This is a genomic window from Leptospira ainlahdjerensis (assembly GCF_016919175.1).
Lineage (GTDB): Bacteria > Spirochaetota > Leptospiria > Leptospirales > Leptospiraceae > Leptospira > Leptospira ainlahdjerensis.
Genome location: NZ_JAFFPU010000033.1, coordinates 32,329 through 57,775 on the forward strand (window position 1 = coordinate 32,329; position 25,447 = coordinate 57,775).

Annotated in this window: 24 protein-coding genes; all 24 read right to left on the reverse strand. The window is 37.6% G+C overall.

Features of this window, described 5'->3' with window-relative positions:
- Positions 1-103: 103 nt before the first annotated feature.
- Positions 104-988: a glucose-1-phosphate thymidylyltransferase RfbA gene (gene rfbA / locus JWG45_RS08905; protein WP_205279408.1), complete on the reverse strand. Its 885-nt coding sequence runs from the start codon at positions 986-988 to the stop codon at positions 104-106.
- Positions 989-2,038 carry a dTDP-glucose 4,6-dehydratase gene (gene rfbB, locus JWG45_RS08910; RefSeq protein WP_205279409.1) on the reverse strand — a complete coding sequence of 350 codons (1,050 nt, stop codon included), beginning with the start codon at positions 2,036-2,038 and terminating at the stop codon, positions 989-991.
- Positions 2,035-2,955 carry a dTDP-4-dehydrorhamnose reductase gene (gene rfbD, locus JWG45_RS08915; RefSeq protein WP_205279410.1) on the reverse strand — a complete coding sequence of 307 codons (921 nt, stop codon included), beginning with the start codon at positions 2,953-2,955 and terminating at the stop codon, positions 2,035-2,037. Before rfbD ends, rfbB begins: the two co-directional genes overlap by 4 nt.
- Before the next feature lie 3 nt (positions 2,956-2,958).
- Positions 2,959-3,519 carry a dTDP-4-dehydrorhamnose 3,5-epimerase gene (gene rfbC / locus JWG45_RS08920; RefSeq protein WP_205279411.1) on the reverse strand — a complete coding sequence of 187 codons (561 nt, stop codon included), beginning with the start codon at positions 3,517-3,519 and terminating at the stop codon, positions 2,959-2,961.
- Between the two features lie 150 nt (positions 3,520-3,669).
- On the reverse strand, positions 3,670-5,517 hold the full coding sequence (locus JWG45_RS08925; protein ID WP_205279412.1) for a glycosyltransferase family 2 protein: 1,848 nt from the start codon (positions 5,515-5,517) through the stop codon (positions 3,670-3,672).
- A 7-nt stretch (positions 5,518-5,524) separates the two neighbouring features.
- A complete protein-coding gene (locus JWG45_RS08930; protein ID WP_205279413.1) occupies positions 5,525-6,403 on the reverse strand; it encodes a glycosyltransferase in 879 nt (292 codons plus the stop codon).
- Positions 6,404-6,456: 53 nt separating this feature from the next.
- Positions 6,457-7,239 (reverse strand): glycosyltransferase family 2 protein, encoded by a 783-nt coding sequence (locus tag JWG45_RS08935; RefSeq protein WP_205279414.1) that lies wholly within the window; start codon positions 7,237-7,239, stop codon positions 6,457-6,459.
- An 81-nt stretch (positions 7,240-7,320) separates the two neighbouring features.
- A complete protein-coding gene (locus JWG45_RS08940; RefSeq protein ID WP_205279415.1) occupies positions 7,321-8,412 on the reverse strand; it encodes a DegT/DnrJ/EryC1/StrS family aminotransferase in 1,092 nt (363 codons plus the stop codon).
- Positions 8,409-8,840 (reverse strand): sugar 3,4-ketoisomerase, encoded by a 432-nt coding sequence (locus tag JWG45_RS08945; RefSeq protein WP_205279523.1) that lies wholly within the window; start codon positions 8,838-8,840, stop codon positions 8,409-8,411. The genes JWG45_RS08940 and JWG45_RS08945 overlap by 4 nt, the downstream gene beginning before the upstream one ends.
- A 675-nt stretch (positions 8,841-9,515) precedes the next feature.
- Positions 9,516-10,544 (reverse strand): glycosyl transferase, encoded by a 1,029-nt coding sequence (locus tag JWG45_RS08950; RefSeq protein WP_205279416.1) that lies wholly within the window; start codon positions 10,542-10,544, stop codon positions 9,516-9,518.
- A 9-nt stretch (positions 10,545-10,553) separates the two neighbouring features.
- The gene (locus tag JWG45_RS08955; RefSeq protein WP_205279417.1) at positions 10,554-11,432 is read right to left on the reverse strand and encodes a methyltransferase, TIGR04325 family; all 879 of its coding nucleotides are present in this window, start codon (positions 11,430-11,432) and stop codon (positions 10,554-10,556) included.
- 66 nt (positions 11,433-11,498) lie between these two features.
- Positions 11,499-12,434 carry a glycosyltransferase family protein gene (locus tag JWG45_RS08960; protein ID WP_205279418.1) on the reverse strand — a complete coding sequence of 312 codons (936 nt, stop codon included), beginning with the start codon at positions 12,432-12,434 and terminating at the stop codon, positions 11,499-11,501.
- A gap of 7 nt (positions 12,435-12,441) precedes the next feature.
- The gene (locus tag JWG45_RS08965) at positions 12,442-13,776 is read right to left on the reverse strand and encodes a flippase (RefSeq protein ID WP_205279524.1); all 1,335 of its coding nucleotides are present in this window, start codon (positions 13,774-13,776) and stop codon (positions 12,442-12,444) included.
- Between the two features lie 81 nt (positions 13,777-13,857).
- A complete protein-coding gene (locus JWG45_RS08970; protein WP_205279419.1) occupies positions 13,858-15,096 on the reverse strand; it encodes a DUF1229 domain-containing protein in 1,239 nt (412 codons plus the stop codon).
- Between the two features lie 138 nt (positions 15,097-15,234).
- Positions 15,235-16,500 (reverse strand): sugar transferase, encoded by a 1,266-nt coding sequence (locus JWG45_RS08975; protein ID WP_205279525.1) that lies wholly within the window; start codon positions 16,498-16,500, stop codon positions 15,235-15,237.
- An 11-nt stretch (positions 16,501-16,511) separates the two neighbouring features.
- Positions 16,512-17,714: a glycosyltransferase family 4 protein gene (locus JWG45_RS08980; protein WP_205279420.1), complete on the reverse strand. Its 1,203-nt coding sequence runs from the start codon at positions 17,712-17,714 to the stop codon at positions 16,512-16,514.
- A gap of 7 nt (positions 17,715-17,721) precedes the next feature.
- Complete coding sequence (gene wecB / locus JWG45_RS08985) at positions 17,722-18,849, reverse strand: non-hydrolyzing UDP-N-acetylglucosamine 2-epimerase (RefSeq protein WP_205279421.1); 1,128 nt, start codon at positions 18,847-18,849, stop codon at positions 17,722-17,724.
- Positions 18,842-19,852 (reverse strand): nucleoside-diphosphate sugar epimerase/dehydratase, encoded by a 1,011-nt coding sequence (locus JWG45_RS08990; protein ID WP_205279422.1) that lies wholly within the window; start codon positions 19,850-19,852, stop codon positions 18,842-18,844. Before JWG45_RS08990 ends, wecB begins: the two co-directional genes overlap by 8 nt.
- On the reverse strand, positions 19,845-20,741 hold the full coding sequence (locus JWG45_RS08995; protein WP_205279423.1) for a dTDP-4-dehydrorhamnose reductase family protein: 897 nt from the start codon (positions 20,739-20,741) through the stop codon (positions 19,845-19,847). Before JWG45_RS08995 ends, JWG45_RS08990 begins: the two co-directional genes overlap by 8 nt.
- Positions 20,742-20,780: 39 nt before the next feature.
- Complete coding sequence (locus tag JWG45_RS09000) at positions 20,781-21,638, reverse strand: NAD-dependent epimerase/dehydratase family protein (RefSeq protein ID WP_205279424.1); 858 nt, start codon at positions 21,636-21,638, stop codon at positions 20,781-20,783.
- Complete coding sequence (locus JWG45_RS09005; RefSeq protein WP_205279425.1) at positions 21,631-22,344, reverse strand: sugar phosphate nucleotidyltransferase; 714 nt, start codon at positions 22,342-22,344, stop codon at positions 21,631-21,633. The genes JWG45_RS09000 and JWG45_RS09005 overlap by 8 nt, the downstream gene beginning before the upstream one ends.
- A complete protein-coding gene (locus tag JWG45_RS09010) occupies positions 22,337-23,335 on the reverse strand; it encodes an NAD-dependent 4,6-dehydratase LegB (RefSeq protein ID WP_205279426.1) in 999 nt (332 codons plus the stop codon). Before JWG45_RS09010 ends, JWG45_RS09005 begins: the two co-directional genes overlap by 8 nt.
- Positions 23,336-23,387: 52 nt before the next feature.
- Positions 23,388-24,470, reverse strand: coding sequence for a glycosyltransferase family 4 protein (locus tag JWG45_RS09015; protein WP_205279427.1), 1,083 nt, complete (start codon positions 24,468-24,470; stop codon positions 23,388-23,390).
- 209 nt (positions 24,471-24,679) lie between these two features.
- The gene (locus tag JWG45_RS09020) at positions 24,680-25,447 is read right to left on the reverse strand and encodes an AglZ/HisF2 family acetamidino modification protein (protein WP_205279428.1); all 768 of its coding nucleotides are present in this window, start codon (positions 25,445-25,447) and stop codon (positions 24,680-24,682) included.

Sequence of the window (25,447 nt, forward strand, 5' to 3'; positions counted from 1 at the left end):
AAAATGAACAACGCGGAAAAAAAGAATCGAACGATCCGAATTCTATCCGAGCTTTTAGGGAAACTTTAGAGATTCTCTTGTTCTTACAGATCTCAAAAAGCATTCAGTAGAATTTTTCGTTGAGAATTTTGATCAAATATTGTCCGTAGCCGTTCTTTTTTAGAGGCTCAATCAATGCCTCCAACTGCGAAGCTGTGATAAACCCTTTTCGAAAAGCGATTTCTTCCGGACAAGCTACCTTTAAACCCTGACGTTTTTCGATCGTCTCGATAAAAACGGAAGCCTCCAAAAGAGATTCGTGAGTTCCCGTATCGAGCCACGCATAACCGCGTCCCATCACCTGAACGTTCAACGATCCTTTTTCGAGATAGACTCGATTCACATCCGTGATTTCCAATTCTCCTCTTGGAGAAGGTTTGATGGATTTCGCGATGTCTACAACTTGCTCGTCGTAAAAATACAAACCCGTGACCGCATAACTTGACTTAGGTTTTGCCGGCTTTTCTTCTATCGAAATCGCTCTACGATCCGCGTCGAACTCCACCACTCCGTATCTTTCAGGATCTTGGACCGGATAGGCAAATACGGTGGATCCGGATTCCTTTTTGGATGCGTCTCCTAAGAGTTCGGAGAGTTCATGACCGAAATAAATATTGTCCCCCAGAATCAAAACGGAGGGATGACCGTTTACAAAATTTTCGCCGATCAGATAGGCCTGCGCGAGTCCGCCGGGATCCGGCTGAACCGCATATTCGATTTCCAACCCCCAACGTTTCCCATCCCCCAAAAGTTCTCGATACATCGGTGTCGCTTGCGGAGTCGATATGATTAGAATTTCCCTTATCCCCGCCAACATCAAGGTTGTGAGAGGATAGTAGATCATCGGTTTATCATAAACCGGAAGAAGTTGTTTTGAAATGACATGAGTGACCGGATAAAGTCTTGTGCCCGATCCGCCCGCGAGAATGATTCCTTTTCTAGATTTCATTTAACGTGTCTCGTATTGATTTTGATAGTATTCTTTATATTCACCGGAAAGAATTTCTTTCCACCAGGACTCATTGTTCAAATACCATTGAATCGTCTCCCGAAGCGCGGATTCAAAACTGAACTTCGGTTTCCATCCGAGATCTTTTTCAATTTTCGAAGGATCGATCGCGTAACGAAAATCATGTCCAGGCCTATCTTTTACGTATTGAATCAGCTTGGAATGGGGCGCTCCCGAAGGATGTAGTTCGTCCATAATCGAACAAATAGAATGAACGATATCGATGTTTTTTTTCTCGTTCCGTGTTCCGATGTTGTAAGTCTCGCCGGGAACACCGTCAAAAAGCGCAGCACTGAGAGCGTAACAGTGATCCTTGACATATAACCAATCTCGAATATTCTTTCCGTCTCCGTAAACCGGCAACGGCTTGGAATGAAGACAGTTTAAAATCATAAGTGGAATTAATTTTTCGGGAAAATGATAGGGTCCGTAATTATTGGAACAGTTGGTCGTTACTACAGGCAGACCGTATGTATGAAAGTAGGAACGAACGATATGATCGGAACCGGCCTTGGATGCAGAGTACGGAGAATTTGGCGCGTAGGGTGTTTCTTCGGTGAAAAAACCGGTTTCGCCTAACGTGCCAAATACTTCGTCCGTGGAAACGTGGAGGAATTTCTTTCCTTCAAACTCCTCTTTCCATTGTAGTCTAGCTGCGTCCAAAAGATAAAACGTACCGAGGACGTTCGTTTTGATAAATTCTTCCGGTCCTAAGATCGAACGGTCCACATGACTTTCCGCGGCAAAATGAGCGACAAAATCAAAAGAATGTTTTTCGAAAACTGAAAAAACTTCTTCCTTAACGGCTATATCCGCTTTGATAAACGTAAATCTGTCGTCGTTTTTCCACCGATCCAAACTTTTTAGATTCCCTGCATAGGTCAGCTTATCCAAAACGAAAACGTGAAAATCCTTCGTTTCTTCCAAAATCTGATGAACGAAGTTGGAACCAATAAAACCGGCCCCGCCCGTGACTAAGATATTTTTCATAATTTATTTCCAGAACTTGGGACGAACTCTTGAAGACAAAGTTCCAGGTCTTCTCTCCAATGAGGGATCGGTCCGAATAGATTTCTTGTTTCTTCTAAATCCAAAATAGAATAACGCGGCCTAGGCGCCGGCGTCGGATACTGTTCGGTAGGAATCGGAAAAACGGGTTTCTTGTTATCAAAAAGAAAAAGGGAACGACCCAAATCTCTCACAGAGACGGCAAAATCAAACCAGCTTGCGACTCCCGAATTGGAAAAATGCAGTGTTTGAGGAAAGGTGTTTCCTTTTAACTTTTCCCGGATTAAGAATATTATAAAGTCCGCAAGTCTTCCCGCCCAGGTCGGCCTACCAAGTTGATCCTCAATGACTTTCAATTCGGCTCGATTTGGATCTCCTAAAAGTTTCAGAATCGTCTTCGGAAAATTACTCCCATGTGAAGAATAAACCCAACTCGTCCGGACTATGTTTGCATAAAAAGAATCTTGAAACGTCCGGCGAATCCAAGTTTCTCCTTCGGCTTTAGAAACACCGTAAACACCTTTCGGCGAAAGAGGAGAATTCGTCTTCCAAAAGCGGATCGTATCATCTACGGTTTCAGAGTTAGCGTCGAAAACAAAATCGGTAGAGATATGAATCAAATGAATTTTTCTTTTAAAACATTCTTCCGAAATTTTTTTAACCGCTAAAGAGTTAATCTGAAAAGCCAGATCTCTCTCCGATTCGGCCTTGTCTACTGCGGTATAAGCGCCGCAGTGAACAAACACCTTCGGATTTTGAGAAAGAATCGAATCGATCACATCCAAATCGGAAAGATCCCATTCTTCCCTTCCAAATCCTTTCGAAGAAAAACCGTTTGATTCGAGTCTTTTGGACAATTCCCAACCGAGCTGCCCGTTTTTACCTGAGTAAAATATCATATTCTAATATACGAATGGAGTTAGGAAATCGTTTAACAAAGGGGTTTCCTTGTCCCTTTTTGAAATGATAAAATCCGCGTCAGGAAGCCAATTCCTCCAAGGAATTCCGATGTCCGGATCGTCCCAGCGGATTCCTATTTCTTTTTGAGGATTGTATTCTTGCGTTACTTTATAGAGAAAATCGGAATTATCTTCCAGGGTAATAAACCCGTGTGCAAACCCCGGTGGAACCCAAAAAATGTTTTTATTTTCCTCAGATAGATCCGCGGAAATCCACTGACCGAAAGTTGGCGAATTTTTGCGGATGTCTATGATAACGTCGATGACTCTACCTCGAACGACTCGTACAAGTTTTCCCTGTTCGAAAGGAGGAATTTGAAAGTGCATTCCGCGTAGAACCCCTTTCGCTGAACGAGAATGATTGTCCTGTTGAAAATCAGTGGGAATGTTTTCGTTTTCAAAAGCCGATTTTTTGAAAGACTCAAAAAAAAAGCCTCTCTCGTCTCCATAAACCTTCGGTTCGATCAGAACGGGGCCTTCGATAGAAAATCTTTTAAATTGCATATTGTTCACTGGAATCCAAACCGAAAATTCTAAAATCTATTCTTATGATAACCAAAGATTTTTAGATTTCGTTCATCGCGATCACAATTTATTCGACGTCGTCGAGAGAAATTGAAATTTAAGAACGGAAACTTCTTCTCCTCGGGTCCATTAGAAAAACCATCTTCGTCTCCACAACCACTTTGAAAAATCATGACAAATACCTTTCGGGAGACGATCCCCTCCTACTTGATCCAGGTGCGGAGAATAAAAGTCGTCCTCTTCCAAGATCGAGCCCCACTTCTTCCATAAATTCTTCCGATCATTTTTCGCAACGGAAGAATTCGGATTGAATTCTAAAAAACAATCCCAACTCGATTCGTTTAGGAATTCTGAGAATGGATTGCTTACCAATCTCAATCCTTCTTCTCTCAGTCGAATCGAAAGATCCACGTCCCAATAATAATTTTGAAAAGACTCGTCCAATCCCTGAACTAAATCCCAATTCTTTCGAGATATCAGAAGAAGATTTTTTGAAAGTGCGGAAACGTTTTTTTCAATCCATTCTCCGGACCAAATCCTCGCCTGATTCGGAGAAAGTCGGTTTCCGGTGATTCCAATAAAACCGTTTTTACCAAAGATCAAAGAAGAATAAAGAAGTTCCTTTTTCGAATCAACGACCACAGGAGAAACGGCGCCGACTCCGCCGGATTCGGCGTGCTGCAATAATTCATAGAGCCAGTTCTCTCCTTGAGGAATGAGAATAGGATTCCAGAAAAAAATAAACTCCGTTTTTGTATCCGCAACGATACGATTGATCTCTTTCGAATTCAGAATTTCATACGAAGTCTTTTCGCAATGAAGCGTAACGTCCTTCGGAAGCTTCCAAGTCGAAACGATATCCGAATCTTTTCCGGCGAGACCGAATACAAAGTGCATTCTTACGTTCGAAGTCGTTTCAATCAGATATAAAATTTTGGTATAAAGAGAATCCAGACCGAGATTGGAACCTAAAACGTAAATTGTAACGGAAGGAACTTTCTTTAATTTTCGAATCGTATGATAGGTAAAAGGATAATAACCCGGAACGATTTTTTCAACGATTTCGTTTCTTTTTCCATAGTGTTCCAAAATTGCTTTTTGGGAACTTCTTTCACAGACTTCCGCTTTTTTTCTGGAAAAACTTTCTCCGTGCAAACGCCAGATATACAAAAAATACGGAAGTCGTTGGATGCGGTCCGTGGAACGGGAAGCTCTCAGTGCAAACTCATGGTCCTGACTTCCGTCATAACCTTCTCGTATTCCGCCCATCTTCTCTATTAGAATTCTTGAAACTACCACGAAGTGACAGATATAGTTGTGAGAAATCAATTTTTCAGGGGAAAAGGCCGGTTTCGCAGAAACGGAAAATACTCCCGGAGTTTTAGATTGAAAGATTTCATCGGAGTATAAAAACTCGGGACGTTTTTTTTCATCTTGAAGAGACTCGACAACGACGGAAAGGGCTTCCTGCGACAATCGGTCATCGTGATCCAGAAAAGCGACGTATTCTCCGGATGCATATTCAAGCGCTTTTCGCGTCGCAACGCTGATCCCTCCGTTTTTTTCAGAGCGATAGTAACGAACTTTGGAATTTTTTTCGGCCTTATCTTTTAAATACAACCCGGGCCTTTCATCAGGGGATGCGTCATCTAGCAAGATCAATTCCCAATTCTTATAGGTTTGTGATTCCACCGAGCAGACCATCGCGTTTAGATGTTCGATTCGCGTGTTGTAAACCGGTACTAATATGCTGATCAAAGGGCGATAAAGAAAAGAATCCGATCCGACGTCCTTCGTCGAATATCTAAAAAAGAAATACTGATACTGTCTGGACAGATAACGTAGTTTTTGAAAAAAGATTTCGATTTTAGAAAGTTCCCCGTAACCCTTCTGAAGGGTACTTTTATATTCTCTAATTAGGTCATCGCCAAACAAGTGGGATTTATTTTTATTCTTAAAATTCGGTAAACGGAACATAGACAATTCAAAATGAAAAATTAACGATACGTCTTTTCATTGCTGACAAGAATTTCAATGAGATAGACAATCCTTTAATTAGCTTAAAAAGTACAGGAAGCTTTGTAAGAATAAGAAAAGTTTCCTCTAATTCTTTAGCTCGTAAATGCCTTCGAAAAAGAATTTCAATATTGTCAATATAGAGGTTCTTATGATTTTCATAAAGCTGCATGTGCAAAGGCAAAAAACTCTGAATGGATCGACTTGATCTGGACGTATGACCTACTCTGTAATAAAAAAGAACCTTCGGAATCTTATAAACTTTTAATCCTCGTTCAATTAATTTTAACCAGAAATCGAAATCTTCCCATTCACTCTCCATTGTATTTTTGCTAAATCCGCCGACTTTTTTCCAATCCGATTTTCTAAAAACAGCCGAAACAAAAATGCAATTCTCAAGGAGAATATCCGGAAATCGATAATCAGGGAGATCCCATCGTCCCCTAAACCCTCCGAAAAATTCCGCCTCGCAGTATAAGATGCCAATTTTGGGATCTCGCTCAAATGCGACTCGAGCTTCATTCAGATAATCGGGATGGATTTTATCATCGGAATCCAAAGGAAGAATGAATTTTCCTCGAGCTTTTCCAATCCCAATGTTTCTCGCCTGAGACGGACCGGATCTAGGTATTGCCACGATAGAAAGATGCAAGTTTTCATCCGGGAGTCTTTTAAGAATTTTTAAGGTTTCTTCGTCGTCTGAGCCATCGTCTACAAGGATGATTTCCCAATTGTCATAGGTCTGCATCTGAACTGACTTAATTGTTTCCTCAAGGAATCGACCGTAATTATAGCATGGGATAATGATGGAAAATAACGGTTTGGATTTTTCTGTATTGGGAATCATTACGAATGCCTTAGGATAATCTTCTTCGCAAAATTTGTATTTAAGAATTAAACTTATTTTCTCGAAATCGAGTTGAATAATTTTTTCATGATCAGCTTCGCATATAGTAGAACTTTCTCGAAAAACATTAAAATATCGCGAAAGAAAAAAAGTTCTATTCGAGTATAATACAATTCTTGCGATTTTTTTCTTTCTTGAATCAACTTTGTTCTATTTTTCGGATCGGAACTTATACCATCTAAATTAAAGGAAGAAAAAACCACTGGGATATACTTTGTCGTGATTGATTTAGAGGAATATATCCTAAGCCAAAATTCGTAGTCTGCCACAATCTTAAAATTCGTATTGTACAAGCCAAATTTTTCGAATAAATCTCTTCTTATCAAGCATGCCGGATGCCAAATTGTATCCAATAATAGATGCGATAGCGAGAGTTTCTTCGGTTGCTTACCTAACCGCTTGATATTATCGAGAGATTCGATATACATGTCTCCATAAATTAATTCGCTATCGAGTTGATACGAAGAAATTTCTTCTATCGTATTCTCATTTGCTAAAGTATCTCCAGAATTTAGAAAAAGGATATATTTTCCTTGTGATTTTTCAATTCCCTTATTTTGCGCGTAATAGATACCTTCATCCTTTTCGGACGAAAATTTAAAACGCGGTGTCACAAATGACTCCAGGTATTCCTTGCTCCCATCTGTTGAAAGCCCGTCTACTATTATATGTTCGAAATTCGTAGCTGATTGCAGAAATACACTTTCCAATGTTCTGCGGAGACCGGCGAGATTGTTATAGTTGATAGTAACAATTGATAAATCGATCGCTTTCAAAAATACTCCTCTTTATATTTGAATTTAAGGAAAAATACTTTAATCGCATTCTTTATTTTGAAAGAGAAATTACATTGCTTTCTAAAACGCATTTATCGCTTCTACAATTTGATTTACATGCTCCACTGTGTGAAACGTGGATATAGGCAGACTTAAAGTAGTACGATGAATTTCTTCCGAAATCGGGAATGTTTCATTCGAGGAATCCAATAAACCCTTCATCGCCGGCTGTTTATGAGGAGGCACCGGATAATGAATTTCAGTTTTAATGTCCTTTTTTAAGAGATATTCTCTCAGCAGATCCCTTTTTTCATGCCGAATATTGAATATGTGATAAACATCATAAGTTTCATCAGAAACTAATGGTCGAATGATTTCATTTTTTAAATTTTCTAAATAGATTTTCGCAAGGTTTCTTTTATGTTGATTATACTCATCCAGATATTTTATCTTAACGCTTAAAATCGCTGCTTGAAGTTCATCTAATCGAGAATTGTAACCGACTAAATCATTTTGATACTTAATCGAAGAACCGTAGTTTCTCAACTTTCTGATACTCTGATCGTAATCAAAGCTATCTGTAACGACAGCACCAGCATCCCCCATTGCGCCAAGATTCTTAGTCGGATAAAAACTGAAACCGCTAATTTCGCCGAAGGTGCCTGTTTTCCTACCCTTATACATTGCGCCATGCGACTGCGCGCAGTCTTCAATTAAAAAAAGATTATGATTTTTCTTAATTCGCAAAATAGAATCCATCTCGCAGGGCTTACCATACAGATGTACGATTAATATTCCTTTAGTTTTAGGTCCGATTTTCTCTTCAAGTCGATTGGGATCTATATTATAAGTTCTCAAATCAGGTTCGACCAAAATCGGTATTAAGCCTGCATGTAAAATCGCCAAAATGGAAGCTATATAGGTATTAGAAGGAACTAGTATTTCCGAGTCTTTTTCTAAGTTTAATGACTTCAGAGCAAGAATCAATGCATCAAGTCCATTCCCCACTCCAATACAATATTTATTGCCGTTATATCCAGCAAATGTCTCTTCAAATCGTTTTACTTCGTTTCCTAAAATAAACCAACCACTCTCGATTACTTCCAGAATTTTCTCTTTAAATTCTTCAACATGGATCGAATTTGAAAATTTTAAGTTCTCATAATCTATCATATAGTTCTTCCGTTTACTAACTGAATGAACTCTGAGTATTTCCTTATATAATCGTCTTCCCGATAGTAATCCGAGGCAACGACTAACAAAACACATCCAGAAGAAAAATCTTCCATTGTATGCCAAAGCATTTTTCCCAATAATACACCAACATTATCGCTATTCATAAGGATTCTTTGCTTACTATTTCCGTCGTCAAGCCCGAGAGTAAAACTCCCATTAATACAGAAGATCGCTTGTTCGATTTCCTTATGGGCATGCAACCCTCTAATGCTTACCGAGTTTTCTAAATTATTAATATAATAAACTCGTTTAATTTCAAAAGGAACGTCTTTAAGCGCCTCTAAAATAATAAGATTTCCGTCCCGATCATCACGGATCTTTTTAAGCATTATATAACCTGAGTTTTTTACTCGAATTTCATTCATCATTACTCGCCTAAGTCGATTTTTAAAAAGTATTTTCTTCTATTAAAAGTTAGATCAATAAAATATCGCAACTACCAATACATCGAAACAGCCTTTTTAAAAGATATTTAATTTATAGCTTATTGAGGACACTTCCTCGATATAGTGGAACACGGATTTAAGTAGCAAACTGCAACTCTCCTATCAGTGCGAAAACTCGACATCTAAGTAAAAAAGAGGATCATATCCATTGAAGTCATTATAGACTACAATTCTTTCCGAACTAAAAACGTGTCTTCGTCGCTCACAAAATATAAACGAGCCAGCCCTTTGAAAAAGTATCGTGAAAATTGCAGAGCGGGTACGATAATCTTAAACTAATTCGTTTATAAATACACTTCAAATTCTTTCGGGTAATCGATTGAAACCAAGAACCGAAACCGAACTTCCTCTCTAAACATTCGACGATTTTTATTAGAACTAATAACTTAACTCCAAGGGCAAACAGGATTCGTTATCAAAAGACTGTTCGAATAAATTCAAAAATATAACCCTGCAAAATCAGCATTTAAAGAAAGTTACTATTAAAAATACATTACCTAAATCTAAACAAGGATCATAGAAAAGTATCATCAATAACTCATAAGCAAATTTATTCGTTTGGAGGAAGAATATAAATCCGTTAAGCCAACGGTTTCAAGTATTTGCGTCTTTTAATAAATTTTTTAAAATATTCCGACCCAATATTCCGATTTTTTTAAGATATACGAATACTCCAAGGAGTATCTGCCAGAACAATTGAGTCGTAATAGAAACGGAGTGAAAATTTTTCCGTTCAATCATTGTAAAAATCTCAGAAATCGAAAGTTTCTTCAAGCTAAGATTAAATTTGGCCGTAAGAGACACGATCTGATTTACATAGATTGTGTAGATTGGCATTAGATCAGAAAAGTTTAAATTGTAATTCACGCTCCCGGAAGAATATACCCCGTCCGAATAGAATTTGAACATATGAAAGTGATAAAATATCAGAGGAAACTTATCTATATAGATACGACCATCTTTTTCAGCTACATTATATTTCTCAACATTCCATAGAGCCACACCCGTCTGTTCATTGCTTAGGACGCATAAATTCTCGTAGCTTTGAGGCCAATTGTCCAAATATTTCTGATCTCCAAAACGATTTGTTTCTAATTTAGAATAACACCATTCGAGACACTGCGCTCGCCAATTAGCTAAGCAACTTTCCCCAATTCTGTCTCTTTTGAAATAAACCATCTGAACATTATAAATACCGTTCGCTTCAAGATGTTTTAGGCGATCGGGAAATCTATGTGGAATTATCATAATTGACTTTTCACCGATCTCATCATAGATAGGCTTCGGATCTGAATAGAAAAAAATATCTGAATCCAAGTATGTTATATGGTCGATTTTTGAATTTTCTTTCAAAACGTAAGATGGTAAAACCGGACTCAAAGTCCAACAATACTCCTGCCAAGTACGATTTCCTTTTGCAACAAGTACGTCCTCCGATTCAATTTCCTTTAAAGAGATTAAAGTAACATTCTTCAAAGCTTGGCTATTTAAAAAACGGAAGCAGTCATTATCTAATGCCAGAATCCAAAGATGAAAATTTTCGAAATTTTTCTCAATTGAATAATAAAGAGACAATCCTAAAGGTAAATAATTGTAATCGAATAACGTGCAGAGATACTTCATTACCAGTTTTCAGTTCCTTAATTCAAAGATCATTCCCATTTCTTTCGTTACCATACCCTCCAAAACATTAGTTGCCTGCAAGTAGCTCTCAAATTCAACCAGCAAGCGATACCTCTCATTAAATGCTGCACTAAACTCCGCTAGGTTAAAAAACCATGCAGGATACGAAGAGTCATAGATCTCGGGTGAAACCATTTGGGTGGAAACAATTGATTTAGGAAGATCAATAAAATATGTTCGATCGATAATAATGTAAGAGAAGCCGTAGTTGATTATTTTCTTAATAAGTTCAAACGGTTCGCGAATATAAGGAAAAGAACTCGAAGCAAGAAACACATTTACTTTTGTCTTTTCGAGGCAAGACTCGATAGATTCGTAAAAATTTAGAACCTCATTTTTAAAATGTAAATTTCCTTCTTCGACGAAATTCGGCTGTTCTACGATATTCCAGCTTAAATGTTTCAGATCTTTTAAAAAAAGACGATTTTGGTAATAACTGCTTCCCAAGGATCCGCCGAAATCTATTAAATCAAGCCGGCCATCAAGCTTTGTAGCCGCATAGAGCAATCCAACTAATACCGGCCAAGAATACTGAACTTTATCGAAGAGCACAGAATCTCTTTCGTATGCAGCCTCTCCGTTTTTAACCTTTAATAGAGATTGCTTACATTTCTCCAGAATAATGTTCGAGTTGTAAGAACCGCACGATCTTGAAGCTTTGTCCCAAGTATCGAATATACCATGAAAACCTAACAAGTCGGCCGATTCTTTTCTTTTCTTGAACAGTTTAGAAATTCTATTCCGTAAAAATAAAACAATGTCAATTATAATGGGGGGGAGAACTTTCTTTAAAAGTATTTTAAAATTGATAAATAGCTTTGATTTCATTTTTTTAGAAAATATAATAAGGTTAATCTAATCAAAGACCGAATCTGTCAATTTAACAAATCAAAATTAATGCAGTCTATAAAAACATCGAATAATAGATCGCAGCCAGTTAGAGACACTTGTTATTATCCTTTTTTTAAAGTTTAAATAATTGAGACGTCGAAAATGATTCCGATATAATTTCTTAGCTAACTTATTCTCTTTAATTTCAATGTGACCGACTTTTATCGGGATCAAACTAAGGGTCACATTGTAATCGTCACTAACCTCGCAATGGGTACCGGATGCGTCTAATCCGATGTTCTGGACTAACGAACGAGCGGGAAATAAAGTTAACTTATTCAATAAAAATCCTGATGCATGCCATCGAATGGCCCATGAATCATTTCTGCCGCTTATTTGATCTCTTAGCATCTGAGAATATGGGAACGATCCATCCATATCAAATTTATAAGTTAAATTTTCAGACTCTAATCTTGCTAATAATTTCGCGCCATTAGGCTCAAACAAGTCCCAGCCGCGTTTCCACGTAGCCCAGCCCCAGCAGTCGGTTCCACGTAAAAAATAAGTTTCAGGAACATTGCCTCGATACGGTAGGCGGTAGCCGTGTATCGATATGACCCTCTCCTCATGCTCATAATAGTTCAAAGCTTGATTTAGATATCTTAAGAAATAAGGAGACGTCACCATATCGTCTTCTAGCACAATGACTTTACCATATTTTCTTGTTAACTCGGTAACGCCGGAAATCACGGAATTCGCAAGACCAAAGTTTTTTTCTTTCTCTAAAACAGTCACTTTCTTAAATCCGTCTTTGATATTCTTTACGATCTTTCTAACTTCTGAAACTTTATCAAAATCTTTTTCCGACCTTGCTCCGTCACAGAAAATGAAAATCTCAGATTGATCTGCAAATTCATTCTTGATAAGCGCCGAGATTGTCGCTTCCGTATGCAATGGTCTATTGTAAACAAAGAGTGCGATCGGAGAAAGGGAGTTCATATTTTTTTTATGTTATTGATTTTCGAAACTGATTAATTTGTCCTAAAAAGCGCCAAAAATAAATCGATTCCAATTGAATAAAGAATATCTCACGAGTTTTCTTATAAAAAAGATTAAAAAGAATACTAGCTACAAATTGCGAAATGACTGTGGCTATCGCGGCCCCCTTGATCCCAAACATTGGGATTAACAAATAATTTAGAAACACATTAAAAAAACAACCTATTACGCTTTTATAAAGTTCTCCTCGTTGTAAATTTTCCGTTAAATAATAACGACTACTAGCCACCCCTAAAAAAACGAAAACTCCCGCCCAGATATGAATCGCTAAAATCGGTCCCGCTTCCGAAAACTTGACGCCGAAGAGAAAAAGAATAATCGGCTCTGATAAGAAAGTCATCGGCAAAGCAATTAGCAATGAAAGAACGAATAAAAAAGAATGAAGCAACCGCAGTCGTTCTAAATAGAGCTTTTGATCAAACGCTTTAGCCTTTATAATCGCTGGAAATATCGATGAAACAATCGCCATCGGAATAAAATACCATACTTCGCTGATTTTCACAGCGGCTGTATAAACTCCAACGGCTTCATCACCAATCATTTGACCAATCATTATTTGATCGATTCTCATATAGATTATAACTGCAAGTCCTGAAAGCATTAACATCCAACTATTTCGCAATAGCGATTTTGCTCTTTTCCAATTAGAATGCCTTAAAGAAAAATTTCGGTTATGAAAATTATATAAGAGATAATACCCTAAGGAATTCAATATGGTTTCGATTAGTCCAAGCCATACGAAAGCAAAAATACCAAATCCATTCAAAATGAGTAAAATTCGTAAAATAGAAAAAATAACGAAAAGAGAATTTTCAAGCCAAACGAAGTATTTTGCCAGGGTTTCCGCTTCATACCAATACCGAATTACAGCAACTGCCCGTAGGCTCAAAGTAAAGCCTATAATACACACCATCCAAAAAATATCCGATTCATCCGGTCTTAAAAAAAGAATAATAATTAGGCAAGACGAATATGCAAGTAATCCCGCGACTAATTGAAGAATGAATGAAGTGGATAAAATCTCTTCCTTGTAATTTTTCTCTTTTATCAATTCGCGAACTACAATTCCGTCTAACCCAAGATTGGCAAAACTTCCAACCAAAGCTATATAAGCGACCACATAGTTTAATTTACCGTAGGTGTCTGGGCCAAGATATCTAGCAATCCACACTCCCAAGAGCATTCCTACGCCCATTCGAAATATTTTATCAAAAAAAAGCCATCCACCATTATGGAGAATTTTCTTTAAATTTGGATAACGAATATATAACCTTTGGAGAATCATATTTTTATTTATCACTAAGATCTAACTGATCTACCGTCTCCAAGATTTTATTCAATTTTCTATCTCTTTTCAACTGGCTTAGTCGATTTCTGTTTTCTGCTTCGAATTAGAAATGGGAGAATCATCCTTCTGTAAGGTAGAAATCAAAGCTCCAAGTCCTGAATATAATGCGATCATTTGAGGCTCAGAAGATTCCCATGGGATTGATGTGAATAAATACGGTAAAAAACAAACATAAAAATGAAAGTATTCTATAGCATTCTTCGCTTTCTCTGTAAGTCGTATCAGAAGAAGCACAAAAGAAATTATAAAATAGGCGTATATCAACAAAGCAGTGAAAGGACCGGAAGTCTTATGAGTGTCGTAGAAAAAATTATGATACCAAAACGTAAAGCTACTGTTGATTTGAATTTTCGGATAAACAAAAAAACCCTTCCGAATGGTCGTCCAATAATCCACTTGATGATTAATCTTTTCCGAGTAAACCCCATGTAACATTCTCTGCCCAATTTCTGTAAAATTGAGAAAGAAAAATATTAACAGAATTAAAGAAATAGCTACTACCAAGCTAATGGAAATTTTATATATCCTACTCTTTTCCGAAAAGACGAGGCTTCGCCATAGCCAGATAACCGATAATACAACTACATTCAAAAGAACTATAAAAAAGAATGTTCGAGCACTGAATAAAAAGGAGATAAACAAACTTATCAAAAAAACCACCCCAAAGAAAAGTTGTTTAGCCTTTAGATGAGTTTTAATCTCGGAAAAATAGCCCTCAAAGCAAAATAACGCAATCGGCAACATACTTGCCAAAATTGTAATTCCCGGAGAATTATATTCGGAGCGTAAAAAAAGATGATAGGCCTTTCCATAATACGGGGGATCAAGATAAGCCACCGTCGCCAAGGTGTTTACGATAGCAAATAAAAACATACCAAAAGCAATTCCAATAAAAAATAACTTCTTCTGAGTCGCATCTGGTAGGCCAAGAATAATTAAGAAGGAAAAAAATACCGGTAACGCTTTGAACAAATACCAGACGAGATATAATTTTCCGTCGATTTCATTCGGTAGAACCGGCACTTCGTAGAAAAGATAATAGGTGAATAGAAAACCAACGAGTAATAACAAAAGCAAAATAGAAAAAATATTTAGCTTTATTCTCCTAAGTAAATAAATTGATAACGAAAAAGACAAAACAATCGTAAGCAATGAAAGGCGAACGCTTACGCTGCCGAATCCAATCAACAAGGAACAAACCCAGTAAATAGCCGGCAAGGAAAACAACCTTACTTTAAATAAAAAAAAATTCATTCCATCTTCCCTTTGAGTTTACCAAATCGAACTAATCCAGACATCTAATTCTCTAATTACAATTGATACTTTAAAATTTAGTAACTTTATATTTTGTAATTTATCAAGAAGACAATTAGTATATAAAAAAATAAGTCGTCATCTTGATCCGAATCCAGTGAAAATGGTCTTTAATGTCTTGAAAAAAATCAAAATGTCCAGCCAAAGTGAAAATCTTCGAATATAATAAAAATCATATTCCAGTTTTAACTTCATTCCATCTACTTCTGCGGCATAGCCTTGCTCCACTTGAGCCCAACCGGAAATTCCTGGTCTAACGACGTGTCTATATGCGAAAAATGGAACATCTTTTTCATACCACTCTGAAAGTTCCATAGATTCCGGTCTCGGACCTATAAAACTCATTTCACCTAACAAAATATTAAAAAGTTGAGGAAGTTCATCTATTCGATACCTCCTTAGATATTTTCCAATCTTTGTGATTCGAGGATCATTTTCACCATCTGTAAAACCTTTCCCTTTAACATCTAAAAACATTGTCCTAAACTTGATTACTGTGAATGGACGTCCTCGAAAACCCATTCGTTTTTGAAGAAAAAAGGCCGGACCTTTACTTTCCAAACGAATCAAAATCGCAGTTCCTATTAAAATTGGCAACAATAACGGAATCAGTATAAAAGATGCAATCAAATCAATAATTCTCTTTAGTCTTTCATAAACAATAGAAGGTAGAAGAGTTCCCAGTTCATTTTCAGAGAGGTGATTGATCTTCACTCTTCCCGTGAGTGATTCAATAATCTGTTTAGTATGGTAGACTGGTATTCTCGAAAGCGTGCATTTTGCCAAAAATTTTTCCCAATCAGGAGTAAGATCCCCCGATCTCAGGTCGGCGACAACTCCATCAAATCGCTGCTTTTCAAGATCGGGTTTCTTCAAAAAAACGAACTCCGTCCCGTGCATCTCTTGAAATTCTAACGCTTCGCCAAATGGAATCAGAGCATATCTTTGTTTTCTATATCGATGTCCGAGAAAATAACCTATATAACACCAGCCAAGAGTAACAATCGCCCCTAAGACGAACACCTGTACGCTGTATTCAAACCGCAAAAGAAGATAAGCCGCCAGCATTAAGCTATAGATAATTGCAGTCGAAGGAAGAATATAAGCAGATGATTGCGCTCCCGGATATTTGAATAACTTTCTAAGCGAGATGGCAATAATACAAAAAGAAATTAAAACTCCAATTAAGGTATTCTTGCTATTCGTGTCGATGTCTCGCCAAAATTCAAATCCCCATTTTGGAATCACCGTAATCCCGACGATCAACAAGGTTCCAGTCAAAAGTTGAAAGGTGTTGCTGAGTAAGACTTGCTCATGAATTCGAGAGTGACGTCTAACGTACATGTTCAATTGGGTTACTTATTAGTAAGATTTTCATATTCTTTCAAAATTGAATTCACTGCAGAATTCACTGAGAATGTTTTTTTTAACAGAGCTTCTCCATTCCTTCCACATGCTTCACGTACATCGGGGTCCATTAGCTGTAAAGCGTTTTGGTAAAAAAAATCGTCATCGCCCGTAACAGAAACAAAACCAGCTTTTGCTATATTAATTATTTCTTGCAAATCATTACCTGGGTTTACAGAACCCAAAACTGGTTTTCCTTGACACATGTATTCCAGGATTTTCCCTGGGAAATTATGAGTTTTATGTTTCAAACTTAAGGTGAATAAACCTATATCAAATTCTGAAAGCATCTCTCTATATTGATCCTGAGAAACGGAATCTAGTAAAGTTAAGTTTGAAATATTCTCGAATTTGATGGCCTTTTTTATTAATTCAAATTCGTCCCCAGCTCCTACAAGAAGAAAGTGCGCCTTCGGAATTGATTCAAATCTTTTCGCAAGGCGTAGTATGGTTCTCATATCTTGAGCTTGTCCGATATTGCCTCCGTAAAAGAAAACTACCTTGTTTTCTAAGTTTAACTTTTTTCTATACAAACCACTTGCTGACTGAATTTTTGAAGCTGAACTCCAGTTGTATAAAACTTGAACGTTTTTAAATTCTTTATATTTTTTTGAGAACCAACTTTTATTTCTGGGGGATTGAACAGCAATGGTATCTGCAACTTTATAATTTTGCCTCTCACAGTAACGAAGAAAAATAGCAATTGGAGAAAATTCCCCTATCAATCCAGCATCGATAACCCACTGCGGAAAGAGGTCTCGTAAAATCAAATAAGAAGGGGCCTTCCATTTTTTTTTTAGCTTCCGTATTAAACCGAACCAAAAAATGGAAGGAGAATAATAAAGAATATAGTCGTGAGAATTTACCGTAAGATAATTTTCTAATGCTTTCCAGCATTTAATCGGCAGCAGGATTTCGTTTATTAATCTTTTGAGTTTCGAAATGTTCTTAAGCGGTCCAGAATCAAAACGTATTACTTTAACTTGATCAAATTCGTTAATTTGAAATGGAGAGGTAAGATTTTTTCCGGGAGTCAAAACAGTGACTTCGTGGTCTCTCAATCGAAACTCAACGGCTAACTCGTGCATCATCTTCGCGGCGACTTTCGCACTATCCGGAAGGTAATCATCGACAACAATACAAATTTTCATAAAGAAGTTAACTTTTGTTCCAAACGGTACGATTAACGTAATCCGTATAACTCTGAACGATCGAAACTATTTTTTGCGAAACTATGCCCGCTGGGTAATCTTCAACAACTCGTTTCTTAGAATCACCCGATCGGTGTTGAGCCGTTACGATTTGGATTGAATCTATTATTCGTTCTTTTTTTAATCCACTCATAATTAAGGTTCCAACGTCCATACCCTCCGGACGTTCATGAGCATTTCGGATCGTTATTGCCGGAAGATTTAATAGTGAAGCTTCCTCTGTAATGGTTCCGCTATCCGACAAAATACAAAATGCCGACATTTGAAGGCGGACGTAATCTAAAAAACCGAAAGGTTTTAGAAATACTATCAAAGGGTTCATTCTAAGGTCACTGAAATTTTCCAACCGTTTTTTAGTTCTCGGATGCGTGGAAACAATAACCGGATAGCCGTATTCCTGGCAAATTGCATTCAAAGATTCTAATAAACTATGCAAATTTTCGTTCGTATCCACGTTCTCTTCCCTATGCGAACTAACGAGGAAATACTTTTGATCTTCTAATTTTAGAGTTTCGAGAATGTTAGACTTTTCGATTTTAGTCTCGTAGTATTGCAAAACCTCGTCCATGTGAGACCCAGTTTTTATGATAGTTTCCGGTCGAATCCCTTCCGCTAGCAAATATCGCCTCGCGTGTTCGGTTAAAACTAAATTGATGTCACTCAGATGATCTACAACTTTGCGATTTAATTCTTCCGGAACACGCTGATCAAAACAACGGTTACCCGCCTCCATGTGGAAAACGGGGATTTTTTTTCTTTTAGCGGAAATGATAGAAAGACAAGTATTCGTATCTCCGTAAAGCAAGAGCGCATCTGGTTTTTCTAATTCGAAAACTTCGTCGGCTTTTAACAAAACCTGAGCAATAGTCGCAGTAGCTGAATCGCCAGCGACATTCATAAAATAATCGGGCTTTCTGATTTCCAAATCATCAAAAAAAACCTGGTTTAATTCGTAATCATAATTCTGACCTGAGTGAACTAAGATATGCTTAAAACTACGATCCAGCGCGGCAATAACTCGGCTCATTTTAATCAACTCAGGTCTTGTGCCGACGATGGTCATCACTTTAAGCATTCAAACTCTCCTGAATAAAGTTTAGTTTTAAGAGAAGATCTTTCACTTGAGAAACGTTTAATCTTTCCGTATTATGTGAAGTGTAATCGTCTAATTGAGAGACTTTTTGCTCCCCCTCGACAAAATATTTGTTGTAATTAAGATCTCTATTGTCTGCTGGAATTCTATAATAGCGCCCCATATCGTCCGCTTTTGCCATTTCTTCTCTCGAAACCAAAGATTCGTAAAGTTTTTCGCCGTGCCTTGTTCCGATTATCGAGACAGAGCTTTTACTATTAAAAATTTCTAATAAAGCCTTTGCCAAATCTTCCACTGTCGAAGAGGGGGCCTTCTGGATAAAAATGTCACCTTGCCGCCCATGAGTGAAGGCGTGAAGCACTAGGTCAACGGAATCTTCTAAAGACATAAGAAAGCGTGTCATATTCGGATCCGTAACAGTAAGCGGTATATTCTTTTTGATCTGCTCAATAAATAGAGGAATTACCGATCCTCTGGATGCCATCACGTTTCCATAACGAGTGGCACACAGTACGGTTCCGTTTTCGCGAACAGTTCGAGACTTTGCTACTAATAGTTTCTCCGCCATAGCTTTGGAAATTCCCATTGCGTTGATCGGATAAACTGCCTTATCCGTACTAAGCAACACTACGCGTTCGACCCCGTTCTCAATCGCAGCATTGAGAACATTTTCTGTCCCTATTACATTAGTTTTAATCGCCTCCATAGGATAAAATTCACAGGAAGGTACTTGTTTAAGAGCCGCCGCATGAAAAATATAATCTACGCCGATTGTAGCCTGAGAAATGCTCTCATAGTCTCGAACGTCGCCAATATAAAATTTTACTTTCTCGTTGGATAAGGCGATTCGCATATCCTCTTGCTTTTTTTCATCGCGGCTAAAGATACGAATTTCCTTAACTTTAGTATCTAAAAACCGTTTTAGAACAGTATTTCCGAAAGAACCGGTTCCTCCGGTGATCATTAAAACTTTATTATCAAACATGCACGTTTTCCAAGTATTTATCTTTATATTTTTTCATCGAAACGATAAGGTCCCGCCAAACCGACGGCTTATATCCAGTGACATTCTGAAACTTTAGAGAATTCAAAGAGCGATCTATTTTAATTTTCTCATCCGGAACTATTTTTATTTTTTTTTCGTAGATTTCCGCTATCAGATTTATTAGTTCAAATTTTGAAATTGGATCCGCAGAAACGTGAAATATACCGTATAATTGTTCCATCGGAATAATATAATTTCTTAATATTTCGGCAATTTCACAGGTGGGTAAACCGGAAAAGATCGCGTTTTTATACCCGCTAACCTCCTGTTTTTGAGATAGAAACCAGTTCACCAGCGAAAAATTCGAATTTAATTCATGTCCGATTATAGACGTCCTAATTGTAAAAACATTCTCCTGGTCAGAAATTTCTCCGATCTCTTTAGATTTACCATAAAGATCTTCCGCATTTGGAAAATCGGTCTCCTTATAGTTTCCGCCTTTCCCATCAAATACACAATCGGTACTCATCAGAATTAATCTTGCTCCAACCAACTTGCAAAGGTTTGCCAGACGATGCGGTAAAATTGCATTGATCGGAATTACGGTAAGTGGATCCTTCGCCGAACTTTGCTGTTTGATGATTCCAATACAATTGATAACGATATCAGGTTTTACCGAAGAGAAAAGTGATATCATTGAGTCCTGATCCAAGACGTCTACGTTCCCCAGAATTCTCTCAGAGTGAATTTTCGAAAAATACTTTCGATATTCGAAGCTTCTTATCGTTCCGTAAACAATGTAGTCTTGATATTCTGAAAGAACATTAAAGATTGCGCTCCCTAACATTCCGGATGCACCTAAGACCAATATTCTTTTTACTGAAACCATCTCTTTAAATTCCTAACCCAATCTTTGAATGTATCTTTCTTACTTAGTAGAACTCGAAGCATTCAAAATTTCATTGATTCCAGAGTCGAAAGTATATTTTGGCTCCCAGCCGAGTAAATTTCTCGCCTTTGAAATATCCGCGATCACATCGGATATTTCTTCTTTGCGCTCTACCAAATTGGAGACAATCGGCAAAGAGGTATTCGCAATTTTCTGAATTATCCCAATGACTTCCTCGACGGAATAGGATCGACCGGATCCAATATTAAATATTTGGAAACCATCCAAAGGTTCACAAGCAGAAACAATCGCGTCAACCACGTCTCGCAAGAAAACATAATCGCGTTTTGGTTTTAAATCTAAAACCCGAATTTCATTCTTCTCTAAAATCTGCTTGATAATAGACGGAATTAAAAAATATTCCTTCTGCCCCGGGCCGTAAACATTAAATAACCGTAAAACCCTAACATTCAAATTTTTATATTCCGCGTAGAATTTACAAAGTTGTTCAGCCAAATATTTCGATAAGGCATAAGGATTGTTAGGCGAAACAGAATCTAATTCCGAAATCGGTAATTTATTCACTCTTCCGTAAAGATAGGCGCTAATAAACACAAACTGCGCCTGTTGGGACTCCGCGTAATCCAGAGCGTTCTGAGTTCCCATCACATTCGAATTTATGAATAAATATGTATTCTTCCAACTTTCAGGTACAAAAGTATTCCCGGCGAGATGTACTACTGTTCTCGCTTTTGGAAGATTTATCCAAGTTTCTGGATTTGCAATATCGCCTGCTTTTCGGTCCAACGCAAAATATTGTAGATTCCTATTTTGTAGATTTTGGACCAATGCTTTTCCAATAAAACCGGAAGCCCCAGTTAAGAGAACATCAATCATAGAACAAACGATTCTTCATAGTTTCAAATTCGTCGATTGCTTTCTCATAATCATCAGGACGTCCAATATCCAACCAATAGCCGGAATGAGGAATTACAGAAATCCGCCTTTGTTTTTCGATGAGCTTTAGCATCAGATGGTCAAAACCGAACACTTCATTTCGAGGAATAAAATTCAAAACTTCCTGATTTACCATATAAACACCCATACTTACTTCGTAATCCTGAGTCGGCTTTTCGTGAAAACCAACCAACATTCCCTTCGAGTTTGTCTCCAAAACTCCGTAATCAATTTTCTGTTGCCTCTTTTTTGAAGAAATCGTATATACCGATTTCGAAGCAACATGTGTATTATAAAAACTTTCAAAATCGATATCCGTTAGGACGTCTCCGTTCATTACGAGAAAATTTTCAGGCAAATCGGAAATTAATTTCAGTGGCCCCATTGTTCCGAGAGCTTTATCCTCTAACGAATAATCGATTTCCACTTTCCATTTGGAGCCATCTTGGAAAAAGGCTTGAATCAGTTGCGCTTGATGATTCACCGCCATTGTAATATGGGAATAACCGTATCTTACCAATTGTTTTACGATAACTTCCAAAATAGGATAATCGCCAATCGGCATCAACGGCTTAGGAAGTACTGTAGTATAAGGTCTTAAACGTGTTCCCTTTCCGCCGGCTAAGATAACAGCCCTCTTAGACATTGTATACCTCCGCTTTATAAGCCTTCAGGTTTTCAGGATTTTTAAACCAATCGATAGTTTCGATTAACCCTCGCTTGAAGCCTTCGAGACCTTTATATTCAGGATTCCAGCTCAAGAGTTGTTTCGCTTTTTCATTGGAACACCAAAGACGTTCCACTTCGCTTTTATCAGGTCTAATTCGATCGGAATCCGAAATAATTTCGATATCTTGTTTTAGTATTTCTGCGATCAGCTTAACCGTATCACCGACCGAAATTTCGAAACCGTTTCCTACGTTAATCACCTCTCCAATTCCTTTGGAAGAATTTAAAGCTGAAATGAATCCACTCACCGTATCCTTAATGAAATTAAAATCCCTCGTTGGCGAAACTGACCCAAGCTTGATTTTCGTTTTACCGTTTAAAATCTGCGATATGATCGTTGGGATGATAGCCCTTGCAGATTGCCTAGGACCATAAGTATTAAAAGGTCGAACTGTGGTCACCGGTGTTTCAAACGAAGCAAAAAAGGAATAAGCCAATTGATCGGCGCCGATTTTACTTGCAGAATAGGGAGATTGGCCTTTTAGCGGATGTTCTTCGGTAATCGGGACGAATTGAGCAGTTCCATAAACCTCGCTAGTAGATGTATGAATAACTTTTTGTAAATTTAAATCCTTCGCCGCTTGCAAAACGTTCAAAGTACCTTTGATATTCGTATCAATGTAAGTATCAGGAGAATGATAAGAATACGGTATCCCGATCAAAGCAGCTAAATGTAAGACTGCATCCATTCCTTTTAACGCGGTTCTTACCCCGTTTGGATCGCGCACATCACCTAAAAAGACTTCAAATTTTCCTTTAACGTCAGGGTGACAATGATCCAACCAACCCCAGCTACCAAAAGAATTATAATAGATAAACGCTTTCACTTCGTAACCGGATCTGACTAGAGCTTCCGTTAGATGCGAACCAATAAAACCATCAGCCCCTGTTACTAATACCTTCTTCAATTATATACCTCTTGACTGTGCTATTAAAGGAAAGATTCGCTTTAGAATCGAATTATACGCCGATTATTTTTTTCAATCGAGAAGTATATTTTACAGCTCGATAATCCTCGATCGCTTTTTTCCAATTTTTCTCAGCAATTTTAAATATTTCCTTCTTCTGACCGACTATCGAATTCAAAATTGTTGAAATCGACTCGGCCGAACCCTCTTTAACAAGAAAACCGTTTATGTTCTCTGTGAAAATATCCAAAATGCCACTCTGTCCCGTAGTAACAACGAAACATCCCGAAGCATAGGCCTCTAAAATCGAAACTGGTTGACCTTCAAAAAACATCGTTGGTAAACAAAATACGTGTGCATTCTTAAACAATTCGTTTTTCATCGCGTCGTTTATCAAACCGTGATAATGCACGTTATTATGATTCCGGATCTTTAATTCGAAGGCTGATTTTTCTTCCTCAGTATCAAAGCGTCCCGCAAAATCTAGAACACAATCCTTCTGTTTTTTAGATTCCATACCTAAAAAACCTTCAAGTAAAACGGAATATCCCTTTAGAGGGATCATATTACTAACGAATAATATTCTTAAAGGATCCAACCGTTTAAATTTTTGTTTAATCTCGTCCTCAGAAGCAAAAATTTCGTCCTGAGCAAAATTAGGTACGATCGAGATCTTGTCGCGGCTAACATAATTTTCGAAAATTTCAAGATGAGATTCCCCGGATAAAATCACTCCACCAACCCGACTTAAAAAAAAACGGTTCACTCGGAAAAGAAAAGGGTATCTATCAAATAAAAGTTTTTTTAAACTTCCACCGTGAAGATGAACATACATTTTTCCAATTAAGCGAAAACAAATGGCGTAAATCAATAGATCCTTTAGATTACCAGCAAGCGATTCCGAAATTGTAAAGTAAAGGATATCCGAATTTTTCTTCTTGCGAAAAGTTTGAAACAGGACGTTTAATATTTCGATCACCCTGCGGAACGAATCCATCCCTTCTTTCAGACTTTGTTTTCGAAGGTTGACTACTTCTACGTCATGTTCAGATACAAGACTATCGTAAAGAACCTTACTGACCAAAGAATGTCCGTTGATAGGAGGAGGAAGAGGCGCGATAAATAAAATTTTCATAGGGAATAATGGGAAACCTTAAAGGTCAAAATACTGAGTTAGAGGTAATTTACGTTACACCACTTAGGAAAGAGATACATTGATCTTGAAAAGATCACCGCTAACTGTATTCACTTTATTTTGTTAACTACGTCTTAAGCAAACATTATATACATTCAACTCGAATTAAAAAATCGTGACCGAGAATTGTCAACGAAGACAGAAATAAACTAACGATTAAACAACTGTTCTTTTTCCTCTCGATTCGGATAGTTTATTAATACTGCCTTATGAACGCCTTTATAAATGAACAGACTACCGGCGGCAACGCCAATGATGCCGACTTCTGAAATCAAGTCCTTCACGTTTCTTAACGACCCGGCGCCGCCTAACACGGTTAAAGGAACACCACACTCCTTTCTGATTTTCTTAATCGTCTCCACATCATATCCTTCCATAGTGCCGTCTTTGTCTATAGAATTAAGAAGAATTTCTCCGGCGCCCAAGTCTATCGCAGATCGCAGAAGCTCTTCCGGGCTAATTCCGGTTTTCTTCGTTCCATTGTAGATCACAACCTCTTCTTTCTTACTAAAACCCGTTTTTTTATAATCGATAGCAACCACTACGCTCTGGCTCCCCAAATAATCCGCCATTGCTCTAATCATTTTCGGATTCTCGATAGCAAGGGAACTTATCACTATTTTTTCAACGCCAAAACTTAATATCCGATTCGCTTGTTCTAAATTCTTAATACCTCCGCCATAACACAAAGGCATTCTACACTCGTTGGCTAAACGTTCGATGAGCCTAAAATCAGGATCCGTTCTTTCCTTACTGGCCGAAATATCAAGGACAGTTAATTCATCGGCCTCTTTTTCATTAAAAATTTTAACCGCATTGATAGGATCGCCTATATATCTTTCGTTATCGAATTTAACGGTCTTAACTAATCCACCGTCTTTTACTAAAAGGGCTGGGATGATTCTCGGTTTAAGCAT